The organism is Nocardia macrotermitis (assembly GCF_009604405.1).
Classification (GTDB): Bacteria; Actinomycetota; Actinomycetes; order Mycobacteriales; family Mycobacteriaceae; genus Nocardia; species Nocardia macrotermitis.
The window spans coordinates 36,923-61,301 of the sequence record NZ_WEGK01000022.1; the positions used below are offsets into that span (position 1 = coordinate 36,923).

Genomic DNA, 24,379 nt, shown 5'->3' on the forward strand with positions numbered 1-24,379 from the left:
ATACCGGCGTAGGCGAGCCCTACTCGGCCTCGGCGTCCGGGAACTCCTGCTGCCGGCGCCCGCCGCGCAACGTCCCCTCGAGGTACGCCGCCTTGCACGCCCGCCGCGCGATCTTCCCGCTCGAGGTGCGCGGTATGGATCCGGCCGGGACCAACAGCAGATCCCACACCGCCACACCGTGTTTCGCGGCGATCTGCGCCCGCACCACCTCGGCGATCGGCTCGGGCGGTAGTTTCGCCGCGCCCGTACCGCGTTCGGCGACCACGACCAGCTGTTCGGACCCCGCCGACGCCCCGTCCTCGCGCAGCGCCGCGGGCAGTTCGTCCGCCCGCACCGAGAACGCCGCCACGAATCCGGGACGTAGCGCGTTCGATGCCTCCTGCGCGGTCTGCTCGAGATCCTGCGGATAGTGGTTGCGCCCGTCCACGATCACCAGATCCTTGACCCGCCCGGTGATGTACAGCTCGCCGTTGTGGTACGCCCCGAAATCCCCGGTGCGCATCCAATCCGCTTGCGGCGCAGTACCTTCCGCGTGACTGTGAGGCTGACGCGCGGTGAGCCGGTTGCGGAAGGTCGCCTCGCTCTCCTGCTCGCGACCCCAGTAGCCGATGCCCATGTTGGCCCCGTGCAACCAGATCTCGCCGACCTCACCGTCGGGCCGCTCGGCCCCGGTCTCGGGATCCACGATCGTCGCCCACTGCGACAGCGCGACGAAACCACACGACACCTGCGCCACCGCGCTGTCCGAGGTCGGATCCACCTCGACCATCCGCCCGGCGTTGAGTTCGGCCCGATCGACGTAGACCACCATGGCCTCGTCCTCGCGCTTGGTCGCCGAGACGAACAACGTCGCCTCCGCCATGCCGTAACACGGTTTCATCGCGGTCTTGGACAGCCCGTACGGGGTGAACGCGTCGTTGAACTTCGTCATCGAGGCCACCGACACCGGCTCACTGCCGTTGATCAGGCCGATCACATTGGACAGGTCCAGATCCTCACCGGCCTTGGGCAATCCACGCACCGCCGCGTGCTCGTACGCGAAATTCGGTGCGGCGGCGTAGGTGGACGCGCCGTCCGAGGCCGCGGCCAGTTCCTTGATCCACCGGTACGGCCGCCGCACGAACGCGCTCGGCGACATGATGGTGATGAATCCGCCGCCCACCACCGGCAGGATCACGCACAGCAATCCCATGTCGTGGAACATCGGCAGCCAGGTGACCCCGCGCGCGGTCTCGTCGATGCCGAGCGCGTCGATCATCTGCAACAGGTTGGTGCCCACCGCGCGGTGGGTGATCTCGACGCCGGCGGGCGCGCGCGTGGAACCCGAGGTGTATTGCAGATAGGCCACGTCGTCGATCTTGACGTCCGGGCGAATCCAGCTCTGGCCCACAATGTCCGGAATCGCGTCGACCGCGATGATGCGGGGGCGTTGCGCGGCGGGCAGTTCCCGGAATATCTCCCGCACCCGCGCCGCCGCCGAACTCGCGGTCAGAATCGCCGCGGGACGACAGTCGCGCAATACCGAATGCACCCGGCCGGTATGTCCCAATTCTTCCGGATCGAACAGTGGCACACCGATATTGCCCGCGTAGACCGCGGCGAACATGGCCACCACGTAGTCCAGTCCCTGGGGCGCGAGAATCGCGACACGATCACCCGGCTGGGTCACCTGTTGCAGCCGCGCCGCCACCGCGCGCAACCGCACGCCGAACTGGCCCCAGGTCAGCTCGTGGTACTCGCCGTCGCGCTCGCGCGAATAGTCGATATAGCGATAAGCGAGCTCGTCGGCACTCCCCGCACTGTGCTTGTCGACGAAATCGATCATGGTCGCATCGCTGCGGATCGAGATATTGCCCTGCTCATCGAGATAGTCATCAAAGGTCTCGCCGATCATTCCCTATCCTTTTTCACGCACGCCCAGCGGACGTGCGATGACAATCGAACACAGATCGACACCGCGAAGCCCGAACAGTAGCAGGAGCTTCCACGGCTCGGGCTCAGTACCGCCCGAATGCCAGCGAGACGTTGTGCCCGCCGAAACCGAACGAATTCTTCACCGCGTAGTCGATCGGAGCGGTGCGGGCCTGTCCGGTCACGACGTCCAGGTCGATCTCCGGATCCTTGTTGTCCAGATTGAGCGTCGGCGGCACGACGCCGTCACGGATGCTGAGCACCGTGAGCACGGCCTCGAGCGCGCCGACCGCGCCGATCGAATGTCCCAGCGCGGATTTGGGCGCGTAGACCGAGGCGTGGTTGCCGATCGAGGCGTTGATCGCCAGCGCCTCGGCGGTGTCCCCGATCGGGGTGGCGGTGGCATGCGCATTCACATGTGTCACATCGGTTTTCGACAATCCGGCCGTTTCCAGCGCGCGGGTGATGGCGCGCGCCGCACCCTTGCCCTCGAGGTCCGGGGCGACCAGGTGGAAGCCGTCGGAGGTGACCCCGACGCCCATCAGCCGGGCGTGGATCCGAGCGCCGCGGGCGCGGGCGTGCTCCTCGTTCTCGAGCACCATCATCGCCCCGGCCTCACCGAAGACGAAGCCGTCGCGGTCCTTGTCGAACGGGCGCGAGGCGCGTTTGGGTTCGTCGTTGCGGGTGCTCATGGCGCGCATCATGGTGAACGCGGCGATCGGCACGGCCTGGATGGAGCCTTCCACCCCGCCGGTGACGACCATGTCCGCATCGCCCATCACGATCGTCTTCCAGGCGTTCGCGATCGCCTCCGAACCGGACGAACAGGCCGAAACCACTGTGGACACACCGGCTTTCGCACCCACCTCGAGTCCGACGACCGCGCCCGCGCCGTTCGGCATGATCTGCTGCACGGCCAGCGGCGAGACCTTGCGGTAGCCGCCCCGCTGCATCCGGTTCGTCACGTCGATGTAGATTTCCGCGCCGCCGATTCCGGTGCCCATCGAGACCCCGAGCCGCTGCGGATCCACCTCGGGACTGCCCGCGTTGCGCCACACCTCGCGGCCCAGCACAAGCGCCATCTGCTCGACGTAGGACAGCCGCCGGGCCTCGTCGGAGCCGAGTGATTCCTGCGGCTTGGCCTTGAGGTGGCCGCCGATGCGCACCGGAAGTTCGAACTGCTCGATGAACTCGTCCCGCAGCACGTCGATCCCGCTCTCGCCGTCGAGCAGCCCCTTCCAGGTACCGTCCACGTCACCGGCGATCGACGTGGTCGCCGCCAAGCTGGTGACGACCACACTGGGAAATCCCTTACTGCTCACACTCGTCATGCTCGGCTCACTTTCGACGGCAATCCTTCGGCGAATACACCCGGTGAGAAACGCTGGAGCACCGACAACGGCAGGAACGACAGCCGGTTCGGCAGGTCGCCGGGGATCGAACGGTACTTCAACAGGAGTTCGTCCCGCTTTGCGGCGACGCACCCTCCTGCCCTCGAACACCCGGCACGATCGGACTACATTATCGGAGGCGGAACCGATCGGGATCACCCCGTGACACGCAGCTACCCAATCGCTATTGCACTGTACCGGTTTCTTCGCGCACCGTCCCACTCGCCGATCCGACCTGGAGGAAGGGCTTCATCGTGGCCAGGAACCTCACACAGCTCGAACTGCTCATGGAGTTGGAACCCGTCGCCGAACGCAACGTCGACCGGCATCTGTCCATGGCCAAGACCTGGCACCCGCACGATTACGTGCCGTGGGACGCCGGGCGCAACTTCGCGGCCATGGACGGGCAGGACTGGGACCCGTCGCAGTCGAGGCTGGGCGAGGTGGCCAAGGCCGCGATGATCACCAACCTGCTCACCGAGGACAACCTGCCCTCCTACCATCGCGAGATCTCGGAGAACTTCTCCTCCGACGGCGCGTGGGGCACCTGGGTGGGGCGCTGGACCGCCGAGGAGAACCGGCACGGCATCGTGATTCGCGACTATCTGGTGGTCACGCGCGCGGTGGATCCCGTTGCGCTGGAACGGGCTCGGATGGCGCACATGACCCAGGGGTACAACCCGGTGAAGATGATCCGGGAGGGCGGCGGCACCATCGAGCAGGTCAGCGATCGCGGCTTCCTGCACTCGGTCGCGTATGTGACCTTCCAAGAGCTGGCAACCCGTGTCTCGCACCGCAATACGGGTAAGGCGTGCGACGAGCCGATCGCCGACCGCATGCTGCAACGCATCGCCGCGGACGAGAACCTGCACATGATCTTCTACCGCAACATGTGCGGTGCGGCACTTGACCTTTCGCCGGATCAGACGCTCGAGGCGATCACCGAGATCGTCTGCAACTTCCAGATGCCCGGCGCGGGGATGCCGGACTGGCGGCGCAACGGCGTGCTGATGGCCAAGCACGGGATCTACGATCTGCGCCAGCATCTCGAGGAGGTGGTGATGCCGGTGTTGCGCAAGTGGAATGTGTTCGAGCGCAACGATTTCGGGCCTCGCGGTGAGCAGCTCCGGAACGAGCTCGGGGAGTTCCTGGCGAAGTTGCAGACCGATTGTCTGCGGTTCGAGGAGCAGCGGGATCGTGCCCTCGCGCGGGACGCGCGGCGGCGCGGGCAGGTACCGGCCGAGGTCTGATCATTTGCCAAGCGCCACAGTGCATTTCGTGAGGGGTCAGACGACGAGACCGATCAGGTGGCCGATGGCGTAGGTGCTCGCCATCGCCAGTGCGCCGCCGAGCAGGACGCGTACGGTCGCGCGCAGCACGGGGGCCTGACCCAGCCGCGCGCCCAGCGCTCCGGTGAGTGCGAGTGCGACCAGGACCGCGATCACCGTCACCGGGACGCGGATCGCGGCCGGGCTCAGGATCGCCAGCAGCGGCAGCAGCGCGCCGAGGGTGAACGACAGCGCCGAGGAGAACGCCGCGTGCCGCGGATCGGTCAGCTCGTCGGGATCGATCCCCAGTTCCGCCTCGGCGTGCGCGGCGAAGGCGTCGTTCTCGGTGAGCTCCTCGGCCACCTTCCACGCAGTCGCGGGCGAGAGCCCCTTCCCCTCGTAGATCGCCGCCAGTTCGGCCAGCTCCGCCTCGGGCTGTTCGAGCAGTTCCCGCCGCTCCACCTCCAGCACCGCCCGCTCACTGTCCCGCTGCGTACTCACCGACACGTACTCCCCCAACGCCATCGACACCGCCCCCGCCGCCAACCCAGCGATCCCCGCGGTCAGAATCGTCGACCGCGTAGCCGTTGCCGCCGCCACCCCCACCACGATCCCCGCCACCGAAACAATCCCGTCATTGGCCCCCAACACCCCCGCCCGCAACCAATTCAACCGCGCCGCCAACCCCGCCCCGTGCGGCTCCGGATGCCCCACCGAAACATCCACAACCCGCTGATCCAGCACTACCTCATCGCGTAACACATTCCCCACGGTAACCATTTCCCCCACCCCTTTCCAGCAATGCAAGCCTTGCCGAATTGAGGTAAACCATTGCACACCAAGGGTTTACAAACCTAACTTCGGGGCTCCCGGCGAGCCGGCCCGGATCGGCTGTGGGCGATCAGTTCTCGTAGGGATCGGTCACGGTCACGGGGGTACGGGCCTGTTCGAGAATGGCCTCCGGGAAATTCGGTCCAGCGATATAGAACCCGGCGCGAGTACGCCGCACCGGTTCGAGGATCTGCCGCTGGACGAGGTCGCGTAGATCACGTTGCGCCTGTTGCAGACTCAAGCCCTCACTCTGCTCGTAGCGACTGCGGCGAACCCGATCGGACATCGCGACATCGTGCAGCGCCGAGATCAATCGTTCATCAATATTTTCCCGGCTCGCGAATTCGGTCAACGCCGCCCAGACCTGCCCCGAACGATGGAACCGAGCGCGCACCGCCTGCGCCTGCTCATGATAAGCGGACAGGTTGAACCGCACCCATTCCGACACATCCTGATCCGGTCGAAACTCGCGGCCACGACGAGCAAGTACCTGGTAATACTCCCAGGTTTTACGCGACAACCCCAGCCACGCCTCGATCGAGGAGAACTCGGGTGCGAGAACACCTTCTCGCGCAATAATCAATGTCTGTAGGGATCGGGACATCCGCCCGTTGCCGTCCGCCCACGGGTGGATCGAGACCAGATCCAGATGCGCCATGGCGGCACGGATCAGCGGAGGCGAACCGTCATCCGTATTGAGCCAGCCGATCAATTCGGCCATCAGATCCGGGACCGCAGACGCCTCGGGCGCGGTGTAGGCCACCGAACGCGGATTACCGGCATCGGTCACGTACACCATGCCGCTGCGCCACTGCCCGGCAGGCTTGCGTGAGGTATGCCGATGTCCCTGCAACATCCAGTGCAATCCATTGAGCAGGCTCTTGCTGTATTCGAAATCTGTTACATCGCACAGAGATTGGATGTACGCCAGGGCGTGGGCGTAGGCGAGCGTCTCATCCCTGTTCCGTGCCGAGACATCGACATCACGCTCACCGGCGATCAATTCCTCCCCATCCACGGTCGAAACCCGGAATCCCTCGATCGCATTGGAGCCGGTCACCGCGTCGGCCGTCAGAAAGCTCCGCAGACGACTGATCCACCTCGTGGGGACCTCCTGCAACTGAGCTCGCAAGTCACATCTCATACGGTCGACCTCGTCCAGGACACGTCGATCAGCACTCGTCAGCTCGGGAGTCGGGAACAACACCGGCCCAACGGTAGAGGGTTTCGACGATTCAGCCAAAGCCGTCACCGGTCAGGAATCGAGAAGCGTCGTGCAGCCCGGATACCTAGCGTCGAGGTATGGATATCAGCATTGCTTGGGCATTTCTTCCGCACGAGGATCCGGAGGTGTCGTTGGCGTTCTATCGGGATGTGTTGGGGTTCGAGGTTCGGCAGGATGTGGGGAATGGGGGGATGCGGTGGATCACGGTCGGGCCGGGTGGGGAGGGGGGCGCGGCGATCGTGTTGTATCCGCCTGCGGCAGAGCCGGATCTGACCGAGGAGGAGCGGGCGACCATTGCCGAGATGATGGGGAAGGGGACCTATGGGCGCATCGTGTTGAGTACCTCGGATCTCGATGCGACGTTCGAGCGGGTGCAGGCGGGGGATGCCGAGGTGTTGCAGGAGCCGACCACTCATCCGTACGGGGTTCGTGACTTCGCGCTGCGCGATCCGGCGGGGAATACCGTGCGCATCCAGCAATCACACTGAGCCGCAAGAAGATTCGTGAGGCTCCGCGCGAGCCGCTCGGCTGCCGGCGAAAATCACCGCGACCGGAAGCATTGCCCCTGGTTACACTGACCGCAGGTCGGGCAGGTGCGAGGGGAAGGTGTGCCGATGGCCAAGGAGTTCGATCGGCTCGATGAGCGGCTGCGCGAGTTCATCCGAGCGCAGGCGATGTTCTTCGTGGCCAGCGCGCCGTCCGAGGGCGGGCGGGTCAACCTGTCCCCCAAGGGATATCAGGACACGTTCGCGATCCTGGATGATCACACCGTCGCCTATCTGGATCTGTTCGGCAGCGGTTCGGAGACCATCGCCCATGTGCGGGAGAACGGGCGGATCACGGTGATGTTCTGCTCGTTCACCCGGAACTCGCGGATTCTGCGACTGTTCGGCACCGGCCGGATCGTGCGCCCCGACGATCCCGAATTCCTCGATCTGCGAACACATTTCGGCGTCGATCACCCCGGCATGCGCGCGGTCGTGGTGATCGATGTCGAGCGCATCGCCGACGCGTGCGGATATTCGGTCCCCTACTACGAACTCGTCGGCGAACGCCCGGTCCTGGACACCCACCACGCCCGGCAGCCGGACGAGAAGTTCGCCCACCGCATCGCCGGTGACAACTCCCACAGCATCGACGGACTCCCGGCCCTCGAGCCGGATCATCCGCTCCCGTCCGGAATCCCCCGCCCCGACCGCGGTTAGCCCGGCTCCTCGGTCAACGCATCCCGCAGTGCCGCACGGGATTTGATGCCGAGCTTCGGGAAGATGCGGTACAGGTGCGTGCTTACCGTGCGCGGGGACAGATACAGCTGCTGCCCGATCTCCCGATTGGTCAGCCCGCCCGCGGCCAGCTCCGCGATCCGGCGTTCCTGCGAGGTCAGCACGGTCGTCTCGGTCGCCGACCCACGCCCCGCCGCGGCCCGGACGTCGACGCCGGTCGCCCGGAGTTCGTCCTGCGCACGTTGCGCCCAGGTCGGCGCGCCGAGCCGCTCGAAGGTCTCCGCCGCCGCGGCCAGATGTGTCCGCGCCGCGGTACGCCCGCGTCGATGCCGCAGCCGGGTGCCGTACGCCAGCCGAATGCGCGCCACCTCGAAGGGGAATTGCTCTGCGGCACAATGGTTTTCCACCAGGGCGAGCATCTCGGCGGCGGTATCGTCGGCAGCGGCGCTCATCGACGAAGCACCGTAGGTCAGGATCGCCAGCCGCGGCGAGATGTCGGGCAGCCCGGCATCCCACGCGGCCCGCGCATGCGCCCGCGCCTGCTCGACCCGTCCGGTGTGCACCGCCGCCTCGACCAGATCCAGCAGGATGCGCGAGGCGTACTGGTTGTAGGGCGCGAATTCCCCCGGCGGCGTGATCGCGACGGCGTGCGCGTAGGCCGCCTCGAAATCGCCCTCGCCGAGCGCGGTCATCACCGCCACCGCATCGGCGATCTGGGTGATCCGCCCGACCCCGCGCGGCCGACCCCACGCATCGACCCGGGCCCGCAGTTCCCGCGCCCGCTCCCCCTGCCCGCGCAACGCCGCCAGATACGCCTGATTCCCCTGGGCCTGATAGATGTGCAGCTCGTACCCGACCTCCGCGGCGTGATCGAGCACGCGCTGCGCGGTCCGTTCGGCGTCGTCCCACTCCCCGGTCGTGATCTGATCGGACAGGATCATCTGCAACATCACGATGCCGCTGGCCGCCGCGCCGGTCTCGATCTCCCGATCCACCAGGCCCAGCAGCAGCGGCCGGTGCGCGGTGAGGATGTCCAGGTGGTGGGCGCTGACGGCCAGTTCGGTGACCTCCCACGCCACGAGCTGCGCATGCCGCGAGATGGCCTGTTCGACCTGTTCGGCCCGGCCCGTGCCGTACCGGACCACATCGCTCCAGGTATCGCACAGCAGCGCCGTCCGCGGCAGCACCAGCTCACCCAGGGTGTCCAGCAGCCGTCGCGCCCGCTTCCACGACTCGGCGTCACCGGCGAACGAGCACACCGACATCAGCAGAATGATCAACCAGCGCATGGTTTCCGCCGATTCGGCCGCCTCCCCGGTGCGCATCTCGATGGCCGTGAACACCAGCCGATACGCGGACCGGATATCCCCGTCGGTATTGAGCATCCGGTAGCCCGCGGCGATCACCGCACCCGGCGAATGGTCCGCGCCGGGCCGCTGATCGAACCGCAGGATCTCCTGCGCCTGCCCGACCTGCGCGGCCTGGGTGGCCAGGTAGGCGGCCTCGGCGAGCCGCCGGGACCGATCCCGCGGGCTCTCGCTCAGGTCGGCCGCGCGGGTCAGCCAGGTGACCGCGGCCCGCGAGCCGCCGCGCCGGGTGGCCGAGGCGGCCGCGGCGTCCAGTACCGCCGCAACGCGTTCGTCCGGGTCGATGGTGGCCGCGGCCAGATGCCGGGCGCGACGTTCGATGTCGTCGTGATGGATCCGGGCCAGTTCGGCGTGCGCCGCGCGACGTTGATCGGGTGCGGCCATCTGCACGATCGCCGAGCGGACCAGCGGATGCCGGAAAATGATTGTGCCGCTGCGGGAATCGTGTTCGAGTAGCCCCACGGCCACGGCCGGTTCGACCTCCGGCAGCCGGAACCGGGTGCCGATCCGGGTGCCGTGCCGGGCCCCGACGCCGTCCAGCGCGCCCTCGAGCAGTTGTCTGCGGACCGGCTCGGCCAGGGTGGCGATCCGCGCGCCGAACAACCGCTGCAACCGGTGCGACATCGGCACCAGCGGTTCGGTCAAGGTATCGCCCGCGTCGAACGAACGTTCCGCGAGCATGCTCGAAAGTTCCAGCAGCGCAAGCGGATTGCCCTGCGCATAGTCGAGCACGCGGCGATGTTTCCACAGTTCCAGGCCCGGAAAACGCTCGTCCAGCAGCCGCGCCGACGCCGTCGCGGACAACGCGCTCACCGCGGCCTCGGGCAGTCCCGCGTGGTCGAATTCGGACATCTCACCGGTGCGCACGGCGATCAGCAGTTTCGTCCGCGTGCCGGGCAACCGGCGAGCGACGAACCCGCACACCTGCACACTCGCCTCGTCGAACCAGTGCCCGTCGTCCAGGATCAGCAGCAGTGGCCGGTCGGCACCCGCCTGGACGAGCAGATTCAACACGGCGATACCCAGCGTCATGATCGAGGGCGGCTCGCCAGGATGTTGCCCGAAGACGATATCCAGCACGGCGCGAGTATCGGGATCGAGCACGTCGTCCGCACGCAGCAACGGACACACCAACTGATGCAGCCCCGCGTACGGCAACTCGGATTCGGCTTCCACACCCGTCGCCCGAATCACCGCACACCCCGCCTCGACCGCAGATTCGGCCGCATAATCCAGCAGCGCGCTCTTGCCGACCCCACTGTCCCCCCGCAACAGCAACGACTGCCCGGTAGCCGCGGCAATCAATTCCCGCAGCCGACGTTGCTCACCGTCGCGCCCGACGATTGCGCGCGAGTCCACAGCCGTTCCGCTCCGTTTCACTCACTTCATCCGCTCCGAACGCCCGACACCGCAACATCCGCCAGCTACCCGACCACCCAGACTAGCTGCGATTTCGCTGCGCTTTTCACCGGGCGGTCCCCGGATGGGCCGCGCCCCAGGAGACCCCACTGCCGAACACCGCCGTGGTGACGCGGGGAAAGTACACTTCATTGAGCGGGATCGGGCCCGCCGACAAAGGGCCGGGAGGAGCGCCATGGCTGTGCAGTCGATCACCCCCGCATGGATGCACGAGCAGATCACTGCCGAACAGTACGAATCCTGGTCCGAGGAGCAGAGTGCGGGAATCGAGATCGTGGACGGGATGGTCGTCGTGAGTCCCAGCGCGTCCAAACGGCACAACCGGCTGGCACGGATCCTGGCGAACGCGCTGGACAGCGCCGCCGGACCGGACTGGAACGCCGATACGGACTTCGATGTCAGGCTCCAGGACGTACCGCTGCACAATCGCAGGCCGGATGTCGTCGTATATCGAGCGGACACGATCGATATCACCCCCACGCGACCCGAACACGTACTACTGGTTGTCGAAGTCGTATCACCAGGATCCGAGACCACCGACCGGATCGTGAAAGTCGAGCAGTACGCCCGAGCAGGCATCGGTTTCTACTGGAGAGTCGAGCAAGCGGCAACCGGCATACCACTCATCTACACCTACATCCTGGACCCGGCCACGAGAACCTACCGATCAAGAGAGATGTTCACCGGAGTGATCACAGCATCCGCACCATTCCCCGTGGAAATCGATCTGACCCGAACGTAGCGAGCCTCGACCCGGACCAGCTGCGCTTTTCACCGGGCGGTCCCGAGATGGGCGGCGAGTTCGGCCGCCACCTCGCGCACGAGGTCGGCCAGGCGAGTGGACTGTGTGTCCTGCGCCCAGCGCGCGAATGCCTCGACGAAGATGGCGATCCCGACCTGGGCCAGGAGATCGGCTTCGGCGGTCGGCGCGCCACGTTGTTCGAGTGCGTCGGCGAGTGTGTCGGCGACGGCGGCGAATTTGGTCCGCTCGCGTTCCTGCAGTTCGGGGCTGGCCCGCACGATCGCCCGGCGTTGCGCGGCCGTCGACGAAACACGTTCGGCCAGTATGTCTCCGACGGTTACGAGCCCTGCCAGTACCGCCTCGAAAGGTGCGAGCGCCTCGTCCGCTGCCTGCACCGCCGCCGCCAGCGCGGGGGCCAACCGGTCCGCAGGACACCCCGCTCGCCACCGCACGCGCACTCTTCGACGTCCGGCTCTGGGGCTCGATCACCGCGGTGAAGTACGCGGCGCCCCGCATCCGGCGCAGCGGCTCGATCACCCTGACCACCGGGACGATCGGCATCCGTCCGGCACCGGGCCGGGCGCTCGCCGCCGCCAGCGCGAGCGCGGTCGAGGGCCTGGTGCGCGGACTGGCCGTGGAACTCGCACCGATTCGCGTCAACGCGATCCGGTCGGGCACGATCCGCACCCCGATGTGGAATGGCATCCCTGAACCCCAGCGCTCCGACTTGTTCACCACCCTCGCCCGGAACACCCTGACCGGCACCATCGGCGAGCCGGACCAGATCGCCGCCGCCCACCTCCACCTCATCCAGAACAGCTTCATCACCGGCACGACCCTCACCGTCGACGGCGGCCTACTCCTGTCCTGAATCTTCCGTCGGGTCGGTCAGCGCAGATCCGTTGCGCGAGTGGGTGTTTCGACTCGGATCACACCTTCTGGAGTGCGCCGCGGGTGGTTACCGGGCGCAGGGTGCGGTCCAGGTTGGTGCGCATGGTGGTGGCCGAGTCGAGGATGTAGTTCTGGCGGACCTTCCACGGGTGGCGGCTGCCCTGGCGGGGGAAGTCGGCGATGGAGCGTTGGATGTAGCCGGAGGCCAGGTCGAGGAGGGGGTGCTCGTCGAGGTGGGCGTGGGGTTGGGGGACGACGGCGGGGTAGGCGCGACGGTCCATGTGCGCCAGCACTTTACAGACCAGACGGGAGGTGAGGTCGGCGCGCAGGGTCCAGGAGGCGTTGGTGTAGCCGATGCAGACGGCGAAGTTCGGGACGCCGGTGAGCATCGCGCCCTGCCAGACGAACTCGTCGGACAGGGTGATCGGCGTACCGTCCACGACGAGCGAAATCCCGCCGAACGCAAGGAGTTTCAGGCCGGTCGCCGACACCACCACATCGGCCTCCAGCACCCGGCCGGACTTCAGCCGAATCCCCTCGGGCACAAAGGTTTCGATGTGATCGGTGACCACCTCGGCCTTACCCTTGCGCATCGCCTTGAAGAAGTCGGCGTCCGGAACCGCGCACAACCGCTGATCCCACGGGTTGTACTCGGGGGTGAAATGTTCGGCCACCAGCGCCTCATCCTCGAGGATGCGCGTGGTCAGACCGGTCAGCAGTTTGCGCGCGGCCTCCGGGCGACGTCGGCAGTACTGATAGAAACCCACGTTGAACAGGATGTTCTTGGTCCGGATCACCCGATGCGCCAGCTGCGGCGGCAGCAGTTCGCGGATCTTGTCGGCATACTTGTCTCGCCCCGGAACCGCGGAAATCCAGGTGGGCGAACGCTGCAACATGGTCACCCGCTCGGCCTGTTCGGCCATCGCGGGCACCAGGGTCACCGCCGTCGCGCCACTGCCGATCACGACCACCCGCTTACCGGAGTAGTCCAGATCCTCCGGCCAGAACTGCGGATACACCATCGTGCCCGAAAATGTCTCGGCCCCAGGGAATTCCGGCGTGTGCCCTTGATCGTAGTCGTAGTATCCCGCGCAGCTGTAGAGGAATCCGCAAGTGAGCGTGCGGGTTTCACCACCCTGGGCGACGGTGAGCGTCCAGCGTGACTCGTCGGTCGACCACTCCGCGCCGATCACCTTGGCGCCATAGCGAATTCGCTTGTCGATACCGAATTCCTCGGCCGTCTCCCGCACGTAACGCAGAATCGAGGGCCCGTCGGCGATGGATTTGGCATCACGCCACGGCTTGAACGGATAGCCGAGGGTGAACATGTCCGAGTCCGACCGCACGCCGGGATAGCGGAACAGATCCCAGGTCCCGCCGAGCGATTCGCGAGCCTCGAGCACGGCGTAACTCTTGTCCGGCAACTCGGTCTGCAACCGGTAGGCGGCGCCGATACCGGACAGTCCGGCGCCGACGATGACGACATCGAGATGTTCCATCTCTCCAGTGTGCTGGGGCACACGCACTCCTTCTTGACTCTGCGCGACAACTATTTGATCCTGGACGACATGTCGGTGATCAGATCGGCCGGACTGCGGGGCTTCCGGGCAACGGTAGCCGAACTGGGCGGCAACGCCGAGGAGTTCGCCGCCGCGGCCGGACTGCCGATCGCCGCCCTGGACGCGGACGATCTGCTGGTCTCCGACGAGGCCATGGCCCTCACCCTGGAAATCGCCGCCGACCGCATGCACCGCCCCGACCTGGGCCTGCGCATCGGCGCGCGCCAGGATCTGAGCATGCTGGGCCCGCTCGCGCTGGCCATCCGCAACTCGCCCACCCTGGCCGACGCCCTGGAATGCACCTCGCGCTATCTGTTCGTGCACGCCCGGTCGCTGAGCCTGACCCTCGAACCCGACCCGTACGGCGACCGCGCGGTCACGGCGCTGCACTACGGCGTGCGCGCCGGGCTGCCGTCCCTGGTGCAGGGCACCGACCTCGGCCTGGCCTTCCTGCACCGCACCCTGCTGCGACTGGTCGACGGCCCGTACGGCCTGCGCTCGGTCGAACTGCCGTACCACCCGCCCGCCCCGCGCGCGATATACGAGGAATTCTTCGGTGCCCCAGTACGATTCGACCGCCCGGTCGCGATGCTGCGCGTCCCCGGCAGCCTGGCCACCCGCGCGGTCCCCGGCGGCGACGAACACCTGAACCGCCTGGCCATCGCCTTCCTCGCCGAACAGGCCGCCGACGCGGGCGGCTCACTCGTCCCGCAGGTCCGCGCCGCGGTCGAACAACTGCTGGCCACCGGCACCCCCGATATCGCCGCGGTCGCGCGCCTGATGACCCTGCACCCGCGCACCCTGCAACGCCGCCTGGCCGCCGAGCACACCGGCTTCGCCACCATCCTCGACGAGGTCCGCCGCGCCGAGGCCCGCCGCTACCTCACCACCACCGACCTGCCGATGAGCCAGATCGCCTCGCTGCTCGGCCTCTCCGAACAGTCCACCTTCACCCGCAGCTGCCAACGTTGGTGGGACACAACACCTTCGGCCGTGCGCCGGGATCATGCCCGCGCCCGGCCGTGACCGCGGCGGTTCACCCGGCGAGGTCGACCAGAGGTGCGCACACCAATTCGCGGGCATCCGAAAACCAGTGTCCTGCAACGATACAACCGCCACCGGCCCGGACTACACGCGGTGCCGATCTCGGACCGTTCGGTTCAGCCCTGAGCCGCCGAACGATCGGCCCAACGATTGGCGGTGAGTCGGAAACCCAAGTCCTGCAACGGCATCGATGCCTCGTAGATACGTTCATAACCGGTGCGGGTGATCTGCCAACGGCCGTCGGTGCGGCGGTAGCGGTCCTGATAATAGGCTGCGCCGCGGATCATCACGCCGTACTGCGGGACGATCACGGTGTCCTCCAGACACCAAGTGCCGCTGGCGGTTTCGCCGTCCACCTCGATCACCGGATGATTGCAGACGTGCACGGTGATGATGTCGTTGTCCAGCGCGGAACGCATATAGCCGACGATGCCCTCGCGACTGTCGAATTCCAGCGGCCCGCCGCCGGACGGCGAGCCGTAGGAGCCGACGACATCCGGGGCGAGCGTCTCGGCGAACTCGTCCCAGTTCTTGAGGTCCAACGCGCGCAGATAGCGGTACTTGAGCGAGCGAATGTCCTCGATAGCGGCCAGATCCGTCACGGAAACCTCCAGATTGTCGATCCGCGACCAGAGTAGAATACGTTCCAGTTCTTCGTCGCGGATCCGTCCGGACAGTGGAACCGGATCAGGCGTGTGTGCCGCCGTCGATGCGGATCTCGGTGCCGGTGATGAACGCGCCGTCGTCGGAGGCCAGCATCGCGACCACCCCCGCGACCGTGTCGGGTGAGGCGAATCCCTTGCCCAGCAAGGGCATCAGCTTCGTGAAGAGGTGGTAATCGGCGTCCTCGGGCAGGCCCGGCCCGCGCCCGTCGGTCATATCACTGGAGATCGAGCCCGGCGCGACGGCGACCACGCGCAGCCCCTGCTTGGCATACTCCGCGGACAACGCGTGCGTCATCGACATGATGCCGCCCTTGGACGCGGCGTAGGCGGCCATGTACGGGTGCGCGAAGTAGGTCGAGGTCGAAGCGAAGTTGACGATGACCCCGCGCCCGGTCTCGAGCAGCGCGCCGAGCGACTCGCGGATCATCAGGAAGGTGCCGGTGAGATTGGTGGTGATGATCCGGTTCCAGTCGGCGAGCGAGACCTCGTGGGTGTGCGCCGACCGCAGGATTCCGGCGGCGTTGATCAGCGCGTCCAGGCCGCCCAGGGTCCGCACGGCGGTTTCGACACCGGCCTGCACCGAGGCTTCATCGGAGATATCGATGTGGACCGTGCTGAACCGATCGCCGTGTTCGGCGGCCTGAGCAGCGGTTTCGGCGAGCCCGGCCGCATTGACGTCCGCGCCGACGACGGTGCCGCCCTCGGACAGGATCCGGTGCACGGTGGCCCGGCCGATCCCTGATCCCGCGCCGGTGACGAGTACTCGGCGGTCGGCGAAACGTTCCATGGCGGACTCCTTATCCGATGCGATTGCTGACTGACATGGTACGCCCTAATGGCACATCGTGCCACTATGGCAATTCGACGTATCATCGGACCGGAAGGAGGCGCCGCGGATGTCCACAGCACGATCGGTCCCGAGCCTGTCGGAGCGACGCAAGGCCCAGACCCGTTTCGAGATCGCCCGCACGGCCGCACGATTGTTCGCCGCCCAGGGCACCGCGACGGTCACCGCCGAGCAGATCGCCGCCGAGTCGGGCGTCGGCCTGCGCACGTTCTACCGGTACTGCCGTACCAAAGAGGATGCCGTCGAACCGCTGCTGTCCACCGGCGCATCCCGCTGGCTGGACTCCCTCTCCAGCGGCCCCGCCCGCCTGCCCACCCCCGCCGAATTCGCCGCGGCCGCCGCCAAGGCCCTGACCCCACCCGACGACAGCACGGAAATGGACGTCATGCGCGGCCTGCTGCGCGCCATGGATCAGGACCCGGCCCTGCGCGCGGTCTGGCACCGCGTCAACCTCACCGGCGAACAGTCCCTGCTCGCCGTCCTGGCCACGCTGTCCCCCGAAACCGACTCTCTCCGACTGCGTTTGACCGCCGTCGCCGCCGCCGGAGCCATCCGGGTGGCCCTCGAACAGTGGGCCACCGGCGACACACCCCCCACCGGCCCCGGCTCCCCCGCCGACCTGGTCACCGGCTGCATGCGGACCCTCACCGCCGGTCTCGGCTGATCACTCAGCGGATGGCGCCGACGCCCGGGATCAAGGGCAGGTCCAGCGGCGTGACCCAGCCGGGCGGGAGGGCGTTGACGGCGGGGACCGCGTTGAGGGCGCGCATGCCGGTGGCCAGGCAGCCCGCGACGGCGGGGGTGCGGCCGGAGCCATCGGTGAAGCGGAACGAGGTCTCCTGGGAGATGGACGGGGAGCCGAGGATGTCGACGCGGTAGACGTCGTCGCGGGTGCCCGCGGGCCAGTCGGGGGCGGCGTCCAGGCCGATGCGGTTGACGTGTTCGAGGGTGATGACCTCGCGACCGTCGTGAATTCCGTTGATGGTGAAGCGAATAGCGGCCACCGTGCCCGCGGCGACCGTCCCCTTCGCGGAGCGCCGATCGGTCGGGGTGACCCACTTGTCCCAGGTGGTGGTGATGCGATCCAGCTCGATCCCGGCCGCGTGCGCGATCATCGGCACCGTCGCACCCCAGGCCATGATCAGCAGATCCGAATGTTCCAGCAGCGCGGTGAATTCCGGCGGATGGCCGATGCCCATCTCGAACTCGTAGTCACCCTCGTAATCGGTGTAGTCCAGCAGCTCCGAGGCGCGCACCGAGGTGACCTCACCACACAGGCCCATCAGCGTCATCGGGAACAGATCATTGGCGAATCCGGGATCGATGCCGGTGGTGAAGCAGGACGCTCCGCCCGCCGCACACGCCTCGGCGATCGGATCGCGCCACACATCCGGCAGCTGCCGCATCGCGGGCCACACCCACGGCGTCATGGCCGTGGAGCACACATCTATTCCGGCGCGCAGGAATTCGCCGATCACCCGGATGTTCTCGTCGGCGAACTGCGCGGTGGGTCCGTAGTGCACCACCGCGTCCGGCCGCGCCGCGATCAGTTCCTCGATCGAATTCGTCGCCAGCACACCGGTTTTCCCGGTCCCGCACAGGTCACCGGCGTCCACGCCGACCTTGTCCGGATTGTTCACCCCGACGCCGACCAGCTCGAAACGCGGATGCCGCACGATCTCCGCCAGCACCATCGATCCGACAACCCCGGTGCCCCACAACACGATTCGCTTCGTATCGAACATGATCGCTCCCGGTTCAGCGGTGGAATTCGCCGCAGTCGACGGTCAGCATCTGCCCGGTGACGGCCGTGGCCAGATCGCTGGCCAGGAACAGCGCCGCGCGGGCGACCTCCTCGGGCGCGGCCAGGCGTTGCAGATCGGTCGGCGCGGCCTTCTCGCGGTAGATGTCGTCGTGCGTCACACCGGCTTGCGATGCGAGCCAATCGAAATACGCCTTGTTGATGTCCTCGTACACGTAGGACGGCGCGACACTGTTCACCCGGATCCCGCGCGGACCCAACTCGGTGGCGAGCGACGAAGCCAGATGCGCCAGAGCGCCTTTGGACAGTTTGTAGCCGGAGTACTCGGGCTGCGAACTGTAGGACACACACGAGTTGAGCATGATGATCGACCCCCGCGACGCGGCCAGCGCATCCGCGAACAATGCCGATAGCCGCAGCGGTGCAAACACATTCGTCTCGTTCACCACCCGCAGCGCGGCCGGATCGATCTGCGTGATGGGATCCATCGGCGGAATCGCGAAGGCATTGTTGATCAGGCAGTCGATCCGATCGAACGCCGCGGTCGCCCGCTCGACCATCGTGACGCGCTGTGCCTCATCGGTGATATCGGCCGGGACGACCGCCGCGGTACGCCCCAGCGCGCGAATCTCCGCGGCCAGCTTCTCCAGCTTGCGCTCGGTCCGGCTGACCAGGACCAGATCCGCACCCATCCGCGCGGCCTCGAGCGCGAGCGAGCGCCCCAACCCGGGCCCGACGCCCGAGAGCACGATGACCTTGTCCTGTAGCAGCGGCACCGGGCGATAGTTCTCGGCGGGCTCGGTGACATGCGCGTCGGCGGGCACGGCTCCTCCTTCAGCAGTTACACTCTGTAACGACTTAGATGTGACAGACTGTAACGACTCTCACCCGCGCTGACAAGGACGTCTTCCGTGACCGCACGCCACCGCCTCGGCCCGCACCGCGATCCCGCGGTGGACCGCGCGGTGCTCGAGGCCGCCCGCAGCCTGCTCGTCGAACGCGGATACGCCGCGACCTCCATCGACGCGATCGCGACCCGTGCCGGGGTCAGCCGCCCGGCGATCTACCGGCGCTGGCCGTCCAAGGCGCATCTGATCGCCAAGGCGGTGTTCCCGGACGTCGGCTCCGAACAGGTCGCCCCCGATCTGCTCGCCGAGATCCGCAAGGTCATCCGGGGCACGATCCAGCTGTTCGGCTCAGCCGAGGCCCGCGCGGCCATGCCCGGCCTGATGACCGAGATGCGCGCGGATTCCGGTCTCTACCAGAAACTTTCGGCCCGTCTGGACACTCCCACCCGCGACGAACTCGCCGAATACCTCCCCACCGCCCCGCGCCCCGGCCTGGACCCGAACACCCTCCTGGACACCATCGCCGGCGCCGCCCTGTTCGCCATGTGCATCCGCGATATCGATGATCTCGACGGCTTCGCCGAGTCGCTGGAGGATCTGTTGCTCCACGGCATCATCGGCATGCGGAACCGCACCGCGGCAGGCGATCCCGAGTAGCCACGGCGACACTCGCGACATCTCTGGATGTTCGAACGTTTGTTCGATACACTCACTCCGCAGCAGCTCCCGGAGCAACCACGACGGGCGTGAGCACCACGAACGAGCGCAGCGGCCGGCAGCCCGGCCGAACTTGTCGTACCCCTGCGGCACAATAGCCACATCGGACGCCGATCAGGTTGCACCACCAAAGTATTCGCAACCTTTACCGAAAGGCGTGTCCATGTCCGAGCACCGCTCGTCGACGTCCGATAGCAGTGCCGACCGCGAGCTGGTCACCGAGGCACAGCGGCACCGGGAGCTGCTGCGCGGTCCCATCGAGGACTACCGTCGGCGACTGGTCGCACAGGCGCGGTATCTCCAGCCGATGCAGCGCTCACCCATGCTCACCAAGGCCGAGGAGCACATCGCGGACCTGATGATCGATCCGGTCCGGCATCGCGACCTCGACCTCGAGGTCTACCGGGCCGTGCGCGACGGGCTGCCGACGCGCTGGGACGCGCGCTACCAGCGTTTCATCGCGCAGAGCGGCTCGCGGGAGATCCCGATCTGGCCGCACAGCGCCGAGCGTCGCCTCGGCATCATCGCCCGGCTGGCCGCGCGGAACGTGGACGTCGAGCAGATCCTCACGGTCTCGATGGTGGTGATCGCGCACCCCGCCGGCCCGGACGCGGCGGTGGTGCCGCCCGTCCGGGCGACCAGGCGCGCTGAGGCGCTCACCACCACCCCGCAGCCGACCGGAACCCACGGGTGAGCCGCGACCCGATGCGGTAATCGACTGCGCAGCAACAGATCTCGCACAGCCGGGCTCGACCTAGCCGTCGGACACCTCGGCCGCGCGCGCCGTCGGTTCGGTATCCATCGGATCGAATCGCTTGTGCACGAAGTACTGCTGCACGAATGTCCAGGTGTTGCTGGTGGCGAAGTACACCAGCACACCGACGGGCATGACCAGCCCGGCCACCAGCGTGCCCAGCGGGAACAGCCACATGGTCATGAAGTTGATCAGCCGGGTCTGGGTGTTCGTCTCGGTCTGCCGGATCACCGAGGCGCGCGCGGTGAAATGCGTGGCCACCGCGCCGAGGACGACCAGCGGAATCGCCACCGCCGCAACCGAACCCCACGCCGATCCGGAAGTCAGCAGGGTCGCGGTGAGCGGCGCGGTGAACAGTTTCGCGTGCAGGAACGACTGCACCTGGGCGACGGAGAACAGGTAGTTCGAGGTCACCGTCTGCACGGTCGCGACATGCACCGGATGCCAGATCAGGCGCACGATCGAACCGGATCCGGTGCGGCCGAACGAGCTGAGCACGTGCAGCAGACCGACGAAGATCACCAGTTGCACGATCACCGGCAGACAGCCGCTGAACAGGTTGAACTGGTGTTCCTGTTGCAGGGCGCGCATCTCGGTGGCGAGGCGTTCCTTGTCCTCGGCGTGCCGCTCCTGCAACTCCTTCATCTTGGGCCGCAGCACCGACATGGTGCGCTGGAACTTCACCTGCGCCACGAACGGTTTGTACAGCGCGGCGCGCAGGGTCAGCACCAGGAACATGATCGCCAGCGCCCAGGCCAGGCCGCTGGCCGGACCGAGCAGGGCGGCGAATCCGCTGTGCCACAACCACAACACGCCGGACAGGGGGTAGTACACGAAATCGAGCATGGGCAAACACCTGACTGCGAGGTACCCGCGAACGGGTGGGGTGAACAGGGTCAGCGAGTCGGCCGACCGCGCCGCGGCACGATCAGCCGCCGTACCCCGGCGCCCTGGCCCGCACCCGGCCCGCCGCATCCGGATTGCTCTGCCGCAGGAACGATCCGCGCCGCCGCCGCTGCGCCGACACCGGCGGACCGGTCCGCACCACAACCGGCAGCAACCGCACCCGGTTGGCATGCGCCGCCACCACGGCCAACGCCACCATCACCGCGGCCCCCACCGCCAGCAACGAATTCGACTCCCCCACCGGCGCCAGCAACGCGGCCCACACGGACACGACGTACGAGCACACCACCAGTGCCGCCGACCGCATCACCATGCGCAACACCCTACCGCCCGCGCGAACCCACAGCGCACCACCGCACCCGCGCTTTGGACACTCACTTCTCGACGAGCTGATGCACCCGCTGATGCGAAAGATGCAACATCTCACCGATATCACGCATCGGAACATCCCGACTGGCAAGCTCCCGCGCCAACGACTTCGATTCGGCCAGTGCCTGTTTCGCCAATTCCTCGGCCCGACTCCGATGTTCGAGCACCGCACGGATGAGTTCGGACACCGGCAGATCGGCGACCTCGATCGTCACCTCGACAGCAACTCGATCCACCGGCACACCAAGGTGCAGCGCAACGGCTTCGCGCGCCATCCGTGGCACCTCGCCAATACGACGAGCCTGGGTCAGCTCGTCGAGTTCCGGAATGCGCACCATCCACCAGCGCCCATCCCGCGTCACCCGCACCTCATAGGTCTTATTCATCGGCTGTCCTCTTCGATTGCCCCGCGCGCGTGCCGATGAGCAGGTGGCCCGGCATGGGTTTGCGGTCGAGGAGGCGGTGTTCGACGGTCAGACCGGCGGTTTCCAGGGCCGTGGTCAGTTCCGCGACCGGGCGCAGGCGGAAACCGTGTGCGGTGAAGGGGAGTTCGGTCATGGCGTCCGGGTCGCCGATGCCGATCACGACGCGGCCCTGTGGGCGCAGCACCCGTGCGAGTTCCGCGCACGCACGGTCGAGTTCGGCGACGAAATAGACCGTGTTGACGGTGATCGCCGCGTCCAGGCTCGCATCGGCCAGGGGGAGTTCGGTGAGGGAACCCTCGAGCACTCGCAAGCGGCCGGTGCCGATCTCGCGGGTGAATCGGGATTTGGCTCGCGCCAACATGTCTCGGGAGAGTTCCACGCCGTGGACGGTGCCGTTCTCACCGACTCGATCCAACAGCAGCGAAAGTCCCACGCCGCCACCGAATCCGATATCGGCCGCCGCCGCACCGCGGGCGACCTCCGCGCCGAGGACGCTCGCCTCGATCAGGGAGCGGTTGGCGCGATCGAGCACCCGCCCCACCCCTCTACCCAGCAGCCCCCTCGGATGCCCGAGCTGACCGGCGACGGTGGACATCACGCGTGCGACAAGCGGGTTCACCTCACGGATGCTACGCCCGCGTGCGAGGAGCGGCCCGAACGTGTCACGGCCGCGCCCGCGAGCAGCGCGATCGCCGCGACGTACAGCAGCCGGACGCCCAGTACGAACGGTTGAAATGCCAAGGGCATCAAGGCAATCAGTAGCAGGCCGACGACGGCGACCAGGCTCGCGGTGAGCCAGAAACGCCGCGGCATCCGGGCCACCGCGGCAGGCTCACCGTGCCAGCGCCGGATCAGTCCCCGGCGGCCGATGTAGTAGAACACCCCGATCGCCAGCACCGCGCCGCCCACGGTCGAGGTCTGTTGCAGCAGATACCACCACGGCCTGCCGAACAGTCCCGGATGCAGCAGCACGGGAAATCGCGCGACCGCCCAGCCGTGCCCGCCCGCCGGATCATGGGTGAACCCGTCCCAGAAAATATGTGTAATCGCCCCTCCCAGAAGCGAATACACCGTGACGTACCACCGATACCGCACCGCGCCGAGCACCCCGTAGGCGGGCAGATCGAACCCTCCGAGCCGCGGCAGATGCGCCGCGATCGCAGGCGCACCCCACCGGATCAGCGCCGTCCCCACGATCCCCACCGGCAGGCACCACCACAGCAGCGCGGGCAGCGCATGCGTCTCGGGCATCGAGAAGAACCCCGCCACCGGATACGACGCGTCCGGCACCGCCGACCCCACCACCAGCGCGACCCCGTCCCACCGCCGCGGCCACCGCAGCTTCAACGGCAGCACAGCCAGCGAATGCGAGGGAAAGGTGAGCGGCATCGGCGGAGTCTATCCACCCACCGGCGCACCTCCCAGCCACGAATCCGCTCCGCACCGCCACCGGCTCCCCCGCCGACCCCCCGCACGACCGTAGGCTGCTCGATCGTGAACACCACGGACGCGGCGCACCCGCACGAACCGCACGGCAACGGGCTGGCTTCGCGGTTGAACTGGCTACGAGCCGGGGTGCTCGGCGCCAACGACGGCATCGTCTCGACCGCGGGCCTGGTCGTGGGCGTCGCCGCGACGACCACCGCGTCCGGGGCGATCCTGACCGCGGGTATCGCCGGACTCACCGCGGGCGCGATCTCGATGGCCGTCGGCGAATACATCTCGGTGAGCACCCAGCGCGATTCCGAACGCGCGCTGCTGTCCAAGGAACGCCGGGAACTGGCCGAGGAACCCGACTACGAACTGAACGAACTCGCCCAGATCTACGAGGGCAAGGGCCTGTCCCCCGACACCGCCCGCCTGGTCGCCGAGGAACTCACCGCCCACGACGCCTTCACCGCGCACGCCGAGGCCGAACTCGGCCTGGACCCCACCGAACTGACCAACCCGTGGCAGGCGGCCCTGTCCTCGGCGGTGTCCTTCACCCTCGGCGCGATCCTGCCCATCCTGGCGATCCTGCTGCCGCCGGTGTCGTGGCGCATCCCGGTCACCTTCGTGGCCGTCCTGATCGCGCTGGGTCTGACCGGTTCGGTCAGCGCCCGCCTCGGCGGCAGCAATCCGCGTCGCGCGGTGCTGCGCGTCGTCGTCGGCGGCGCGCTGGCCATGGCCGTGACCTACGGCATCGGGCAACTGGCCGACGTATCCGGCCTCTGAC

The 24,379-nt window shown here is 67.4% G+C and carries 26 protein-coding genes; 10 read left to right on the plus strand and 16 right to left on the minus strand.

Annotated features, from left to right (window positions below; all coding sequences use genetic code 11):
* Positions 1-19: 19 nt before the first annotated feature.
* Both fadD32 and NRB20_RS33485 read right to left on the minus strand, forming a co-directional pair.
* Positions 20-1,894, minus strand: a complete 1,875-nt coding sequence (fadD32, locus tag NRB20_RS33480) for a long-chain-fatty-acid--AMP ligase FadD32 (protein WP_153415429.1) — start codon at positions 1,892-1,894, stop codon at positions 20-22.
* 103 nt (positions 1,895-1,997) lie between these two features.
* Entirely contained in the window at positions 1,998-3,242 is a 1,245-nt protein-coding gene (locus tag NRB20_RS33485; RefSeq protein ID WP_153415430.1) for a KasA/KasB family beta-ketoacyl-ACP synthase, read from the minus strand.
* Between the two features lie 314 nt (positions 3,243-3,556).
* Here NRB20_RS33485 and NRB20_RS33490 point away from each other — a divergent pair, with 314 nt between their 5' ends.
* Positions 3,557-4,552 (plus strand): acyl-ACP desaturase, encoded by a 996-nt coding sequence (locus NRB20_RS33490; protein WP_319945724.1) that lies wholly within the window; start codon positions 3,557-3,559, stop codon positions 4,550-4,552.
* 36 nt (positions 4,553-4,588) lie between these two features.
* On the opposite strand, the gene NRB20_RS33495 is transcribed toward NRB20_RS33490, so the two are convergent.
* Positions 4,589-5,332, minus strand: a complete 744-nt coding sequence (locus tag NRB20_RS33495; protein WP_406603911.1) for a VIT1/CCC1 transporter family protein — start codon at positions 5,330-5,332, stop codon at positions 4,589-4,591.
* 139 nt (positions 5,333-5,471) lie between these two features.
* On the minus strand, positions 5,472-6,461 hold the full coding sequence (locus tag NRB20_RS33500; protein ID WP_319945725.1) for a Fic family protein: 990 nt from the start codon (positions 6,459-6,461) through the stop codon (positions 5,472-5,474).
* Between the two features lie 242 nt (positions 6,462-6,703).
* Between NRB20_RS33500 and NRB20_RS33505 the strand changes: the two genes are divergently transcribed.
* A complete protein-coding gene (locus NRB20_RS33505; protein WP_153415433.1) occupies positions 6,704-7,114 on the plus strand; it encodes a VOC family protein in 411 nt (136 codons plus the stop codon).
* Between the two features lie 126 nt (positions 7,115-7,240).
* A complete protein-coding gene (locus NRB20_RS33510; RefSeq protein ID WP_153415434.1) occupies positions 7,241-7,831 on the plus strand; it encodes a pyridoxamine 5'-phosphate oxidase family protein in 591 nt (196 codons plus the stop codon).
* Here the strand turns inward: NRB20_RS33510 and NRB20_RS39440 are convergent.
* A complete protein-coding gene (locus NRB20_RS39440; protein ID WP_319945726.1) occupies positions 7,828-10,575 on the minus strand; it encodes a helix-turn-helix transcriptional regulator in 2,748 nt (915 codons plus the stop codon). The two genes, NRB20_RS33510 and NRB20_RS39440, sit on opposite strands and share 4 nt — an antisense overlap.
* Positions 10,576-10,810: 235 nt before the next feature.
* Here NRB20_RS39440 and NRB20_RS33520 point away from each other — a divergent pair, with 235 nt between their 5' ends.
* Entirely contained in the window at positions 10,811-11,377 is a 567-nt protein-coding gene (locus NRB20_RS33520; protein ID WP_153415435.1) for a Uma2 family endonuclease, read from the plus strand.
* Positions 11,378-11,406: 29 nt separating this feature from the next.
* Here NRB20_RS33520 and NRB20_RS39445 read toward each other — a convergent pair whose 3' ends face one another.
* Entirely contained in the window at positions 11,407-11,829 is a 423-nt protein-coding gene (locus NRB20_RS39445) for a hypothetical protein (RefSeq protein ID WP_194290104.1), read from the minus strand.
* On the opposite strand from NRB20_RS39445, the gene NRB20_RS38655 reads away from it, so the two are divergent.
* Complete coding sequence (locus tag NRB20_RS38655; protein WP_319945727.1) at positions 11,745-12,248, plus strand: SDR family oxidoreductase; 504 nt, start codon at positions 11,745-11,747, stop codon at positions 12,246-12,248. The genes NRB20_RS39445 and NRB20_RS38655 overlap by 85 nt on opposite strands.
* A gap of 58 nt (positions 12,249-12,306) precedes the next feature.
* Here the strand turns inward: NRB20_RS38655 and NRB20_RS33535 are convergent, their stop codons facing one another.
* Positions 12,307-13,767, minus strand: a complete 1,461-nt coding sequence (locus NRB20_RS33535; RefSeq protein WP_153415437.1) for a flavin-containing monooxygenase — start codon at positions 13,765-13,767, stop codon at positions 12,307-12,309.
* Here NRB20_RS33535 and NRB20_RS33540 point away from each other — a divergent pair.
* Positions 13,759-14,853, plus strand: coding sequence for an AraC family transcriptional regulator (locus NRB20_RS33540; protein WP_227834124.1), 1,095 nt, complete (start codon positions 13,759-13,761; stop codon positions 14,851-14,853). The two genes, NRB20_RS33535 and NRB20_RS33540, sit on opposite strands and share 9 nt — an antisense overlap.
* 134 nt (positions 14,854-14,987) lie before the next feature.
* Here NRB20_RS33540 and NRB20_RS33545 read toward each other — a convergent pair whose 3' ends face one another.
* Together NRB20_RS33545 and NRB20_RS33550 are read right to left on the minus strand one after the other, a co-directional pair.
* Positions 14,988-15,473, minus strand: a complete 486-nt coding sequence (locus NRB20_RS33545; RefSeq protein WP_319945728.1) for a nuclear transport factor 2 family protein — start codon at positions 15,471-15,473, stop codon at positions 14,988-14,990.
* 85 nt (positions 15,474-15,558) lie between these two features.
* Positions 15,559-16,323: an SDR family NAD(P)-dependent oxidoreductase gene (locus tag NRB20_RS33550; RefSeq protein WP_153415439.1), complete on the minus strand. Its 765-nt coding sequence runs from the start codon at positions 16,321-16,323 to the stop codon at positions 15,559-15,561.
* A 109-nt stretch (positions 16,324-16,432) separates the two neighbouring features.
* Here NRB20_RS33550 and NRB20_RS39125 point away from each other — a divergent pair, with 109 nt between their 5' ends.
* On the plus strand, positions 16,433-17,047 hold the full coding sequence (locus NRB20_RS39125) for a TetR/AcrR family transcriptional regulator (protein ID WP_153415440.1): 615 nt from the start codon (positions 16,433-16,435) through the stop codon (positions 17,045-17,047).
* A gap of 4 nt (positions 17,048-17,051) precedes the next feature.
* Here the strand turns inward: NRB20_RS39125 and NRB20_RS33560 are convergent, their stop codons facing one another.
* Both NRB20_RS33560 and NRB20_RS33565 read right to left on the minus strand, forming a co-directional pair.
* Positions 17,052-18,128, minus strand: coding sequence for an NAD(P)H-dependent amine dehydrogenase family protein (locus NRB20_RS33560; RefSeq protein WP_153415441.1), 1,077 nt, complete (start codon positions 18,126-18,128; stop codon positions 17,052-17,054).
* A gap of 13 nt (positions 18,129-18,141) precedes the next feature.
* A complete protein-coding gene (locus tag NRB20_RS33565; RefSeq protein WP_319945729.1) occupies positions 18,142-18,969 on the minus strand; it encodes an SDR family oxidoreductase in 828 nt (275 codons plus the stop codon).
* 87 nt (positions 18,970-19,056) lie between these two features.
* On the opposite strand from NRB20_RS33565, the gene NRB20_RS33570 reads away from it, so the two are divergent.
* Both NRB20_RS33570 and NRB20_RS33575 read left to right on the plus strand, forming a co-directional pair.
* Positions 19,057-19,650 (plus strand): TetR/AcrR family transcriptional regulator, encoded by a 594-nt coding sequence (locus NRB20_RS33570; RefSeq protein WP_319945730.1) that lies wholly within the window; start codon positions 19,057-19,059, stop codon positions 19,648-19,650.
* Positions 19,651-19,873: 223 nt separating this feature from the next.
* Positions 19,874-20,404 carry a hypothetical protein gene (locus NRB20_RS33575; RefSeq protein ID WP_153415443.1) on the plus strand — a complete coding sequence of 177 codons (531 nt, stop codon included), beginning with the start codon at positions 19,874-19,876 and terminating at the stop codon, positions 20,402-20,404.
* A gap of 60 nt (positions 20,405-20,464) precedes the next feature.
* Here the strand turns inward: NRB20_RS33575 and yidC are convergent, their stop codons facing one another.
* The 5 genes from yidC to NRB20_RS33600 all read right to left on the minus strand — a co-directional run bounded on the left by yidC (position 20,465) and on the right by NRB20_RS33600 (position 23,553).
* On the minus strand, positions 20,465-21,310 hold the full coding sequence (yidC, locus tag NRB20_RS33580; protein WP_194290102.1) for a membrane protein insertase YidC: 846 nt from the start codon (positions 21,308-21,310) through the stop codon (positions 20,465-20,467).
* Positions 21,311-21,392: 82 nt separating this feature from the next.
* Positions 21,393-21,683, minus strand: coding sequence for a DUF6412 domain-containing protein (locus NRB20_RS33585; RefSeq protein WP_153415445.1), 291 nt, complete (start codon positions 21,681-21,683; stop codon positions 21,393-21,395).
* Between the two features lie 61 nt (positions 21,684-21,744).
* Positions 21,745-22,125 carry a HicB family toxin-antitoxin system gene (locus NRB20_RS33590; RefSeq protein WP_153415446.1) on the minus strand — a complete coding sequence of 127 codons (381 nt, stop codon included), beginning with the start codon at positions 22,123-22,125 and terminating at the stop codon, positions 21,745-21,747.
* On the minus strand, positions 22,118-22,783 hold the full coding sequence (locus NRB20_RS33595; protein WP_319945731.1) for a class I SAM-dependent methyltransferase: 666 nt from the start codon (positions 22,781-22,783) through the stop codon (positions 22,118-22,120). The genes NRB20_RS33590 and NRB20_RS33595 overlap by 8 nt, the downstream gene beginning before the upstream one ends.
* Positions 22,780-23,553 (minus strand): DUF4184 family protein, encoded by a 774-nt coding sequence (locus tag NRB20_RS33600; RefSeq protein WP_153415447.1) that lies wholly within the window; start codon positions 23,551-23,553, stop codon positions 22,780-22,782. The genes NRB20_RS33595 and NRB20_RS33600 overlap by 4 nt, the downstream gene beginning before the upstream one ends.
* A gap of 105 nt (positions 23,554-23,658) precedes the next feature.
* Between NRB20_RS33600 and NRB20_RS33605 the strand changes: the two genes are divergently transcribed.
* On the plus strand, positions 23,659-24,378 hold the full coding sequence (locus NRB20_RS33605; protein WP_406603912.1) for a VIT1/CCC1 transporter family protein: 720 nt from the start codon (positions 23,659-23,661) through the stop codon (positions 24,376-24,378).
* Position 24,379: the final 1 nt, after the last annotated feature.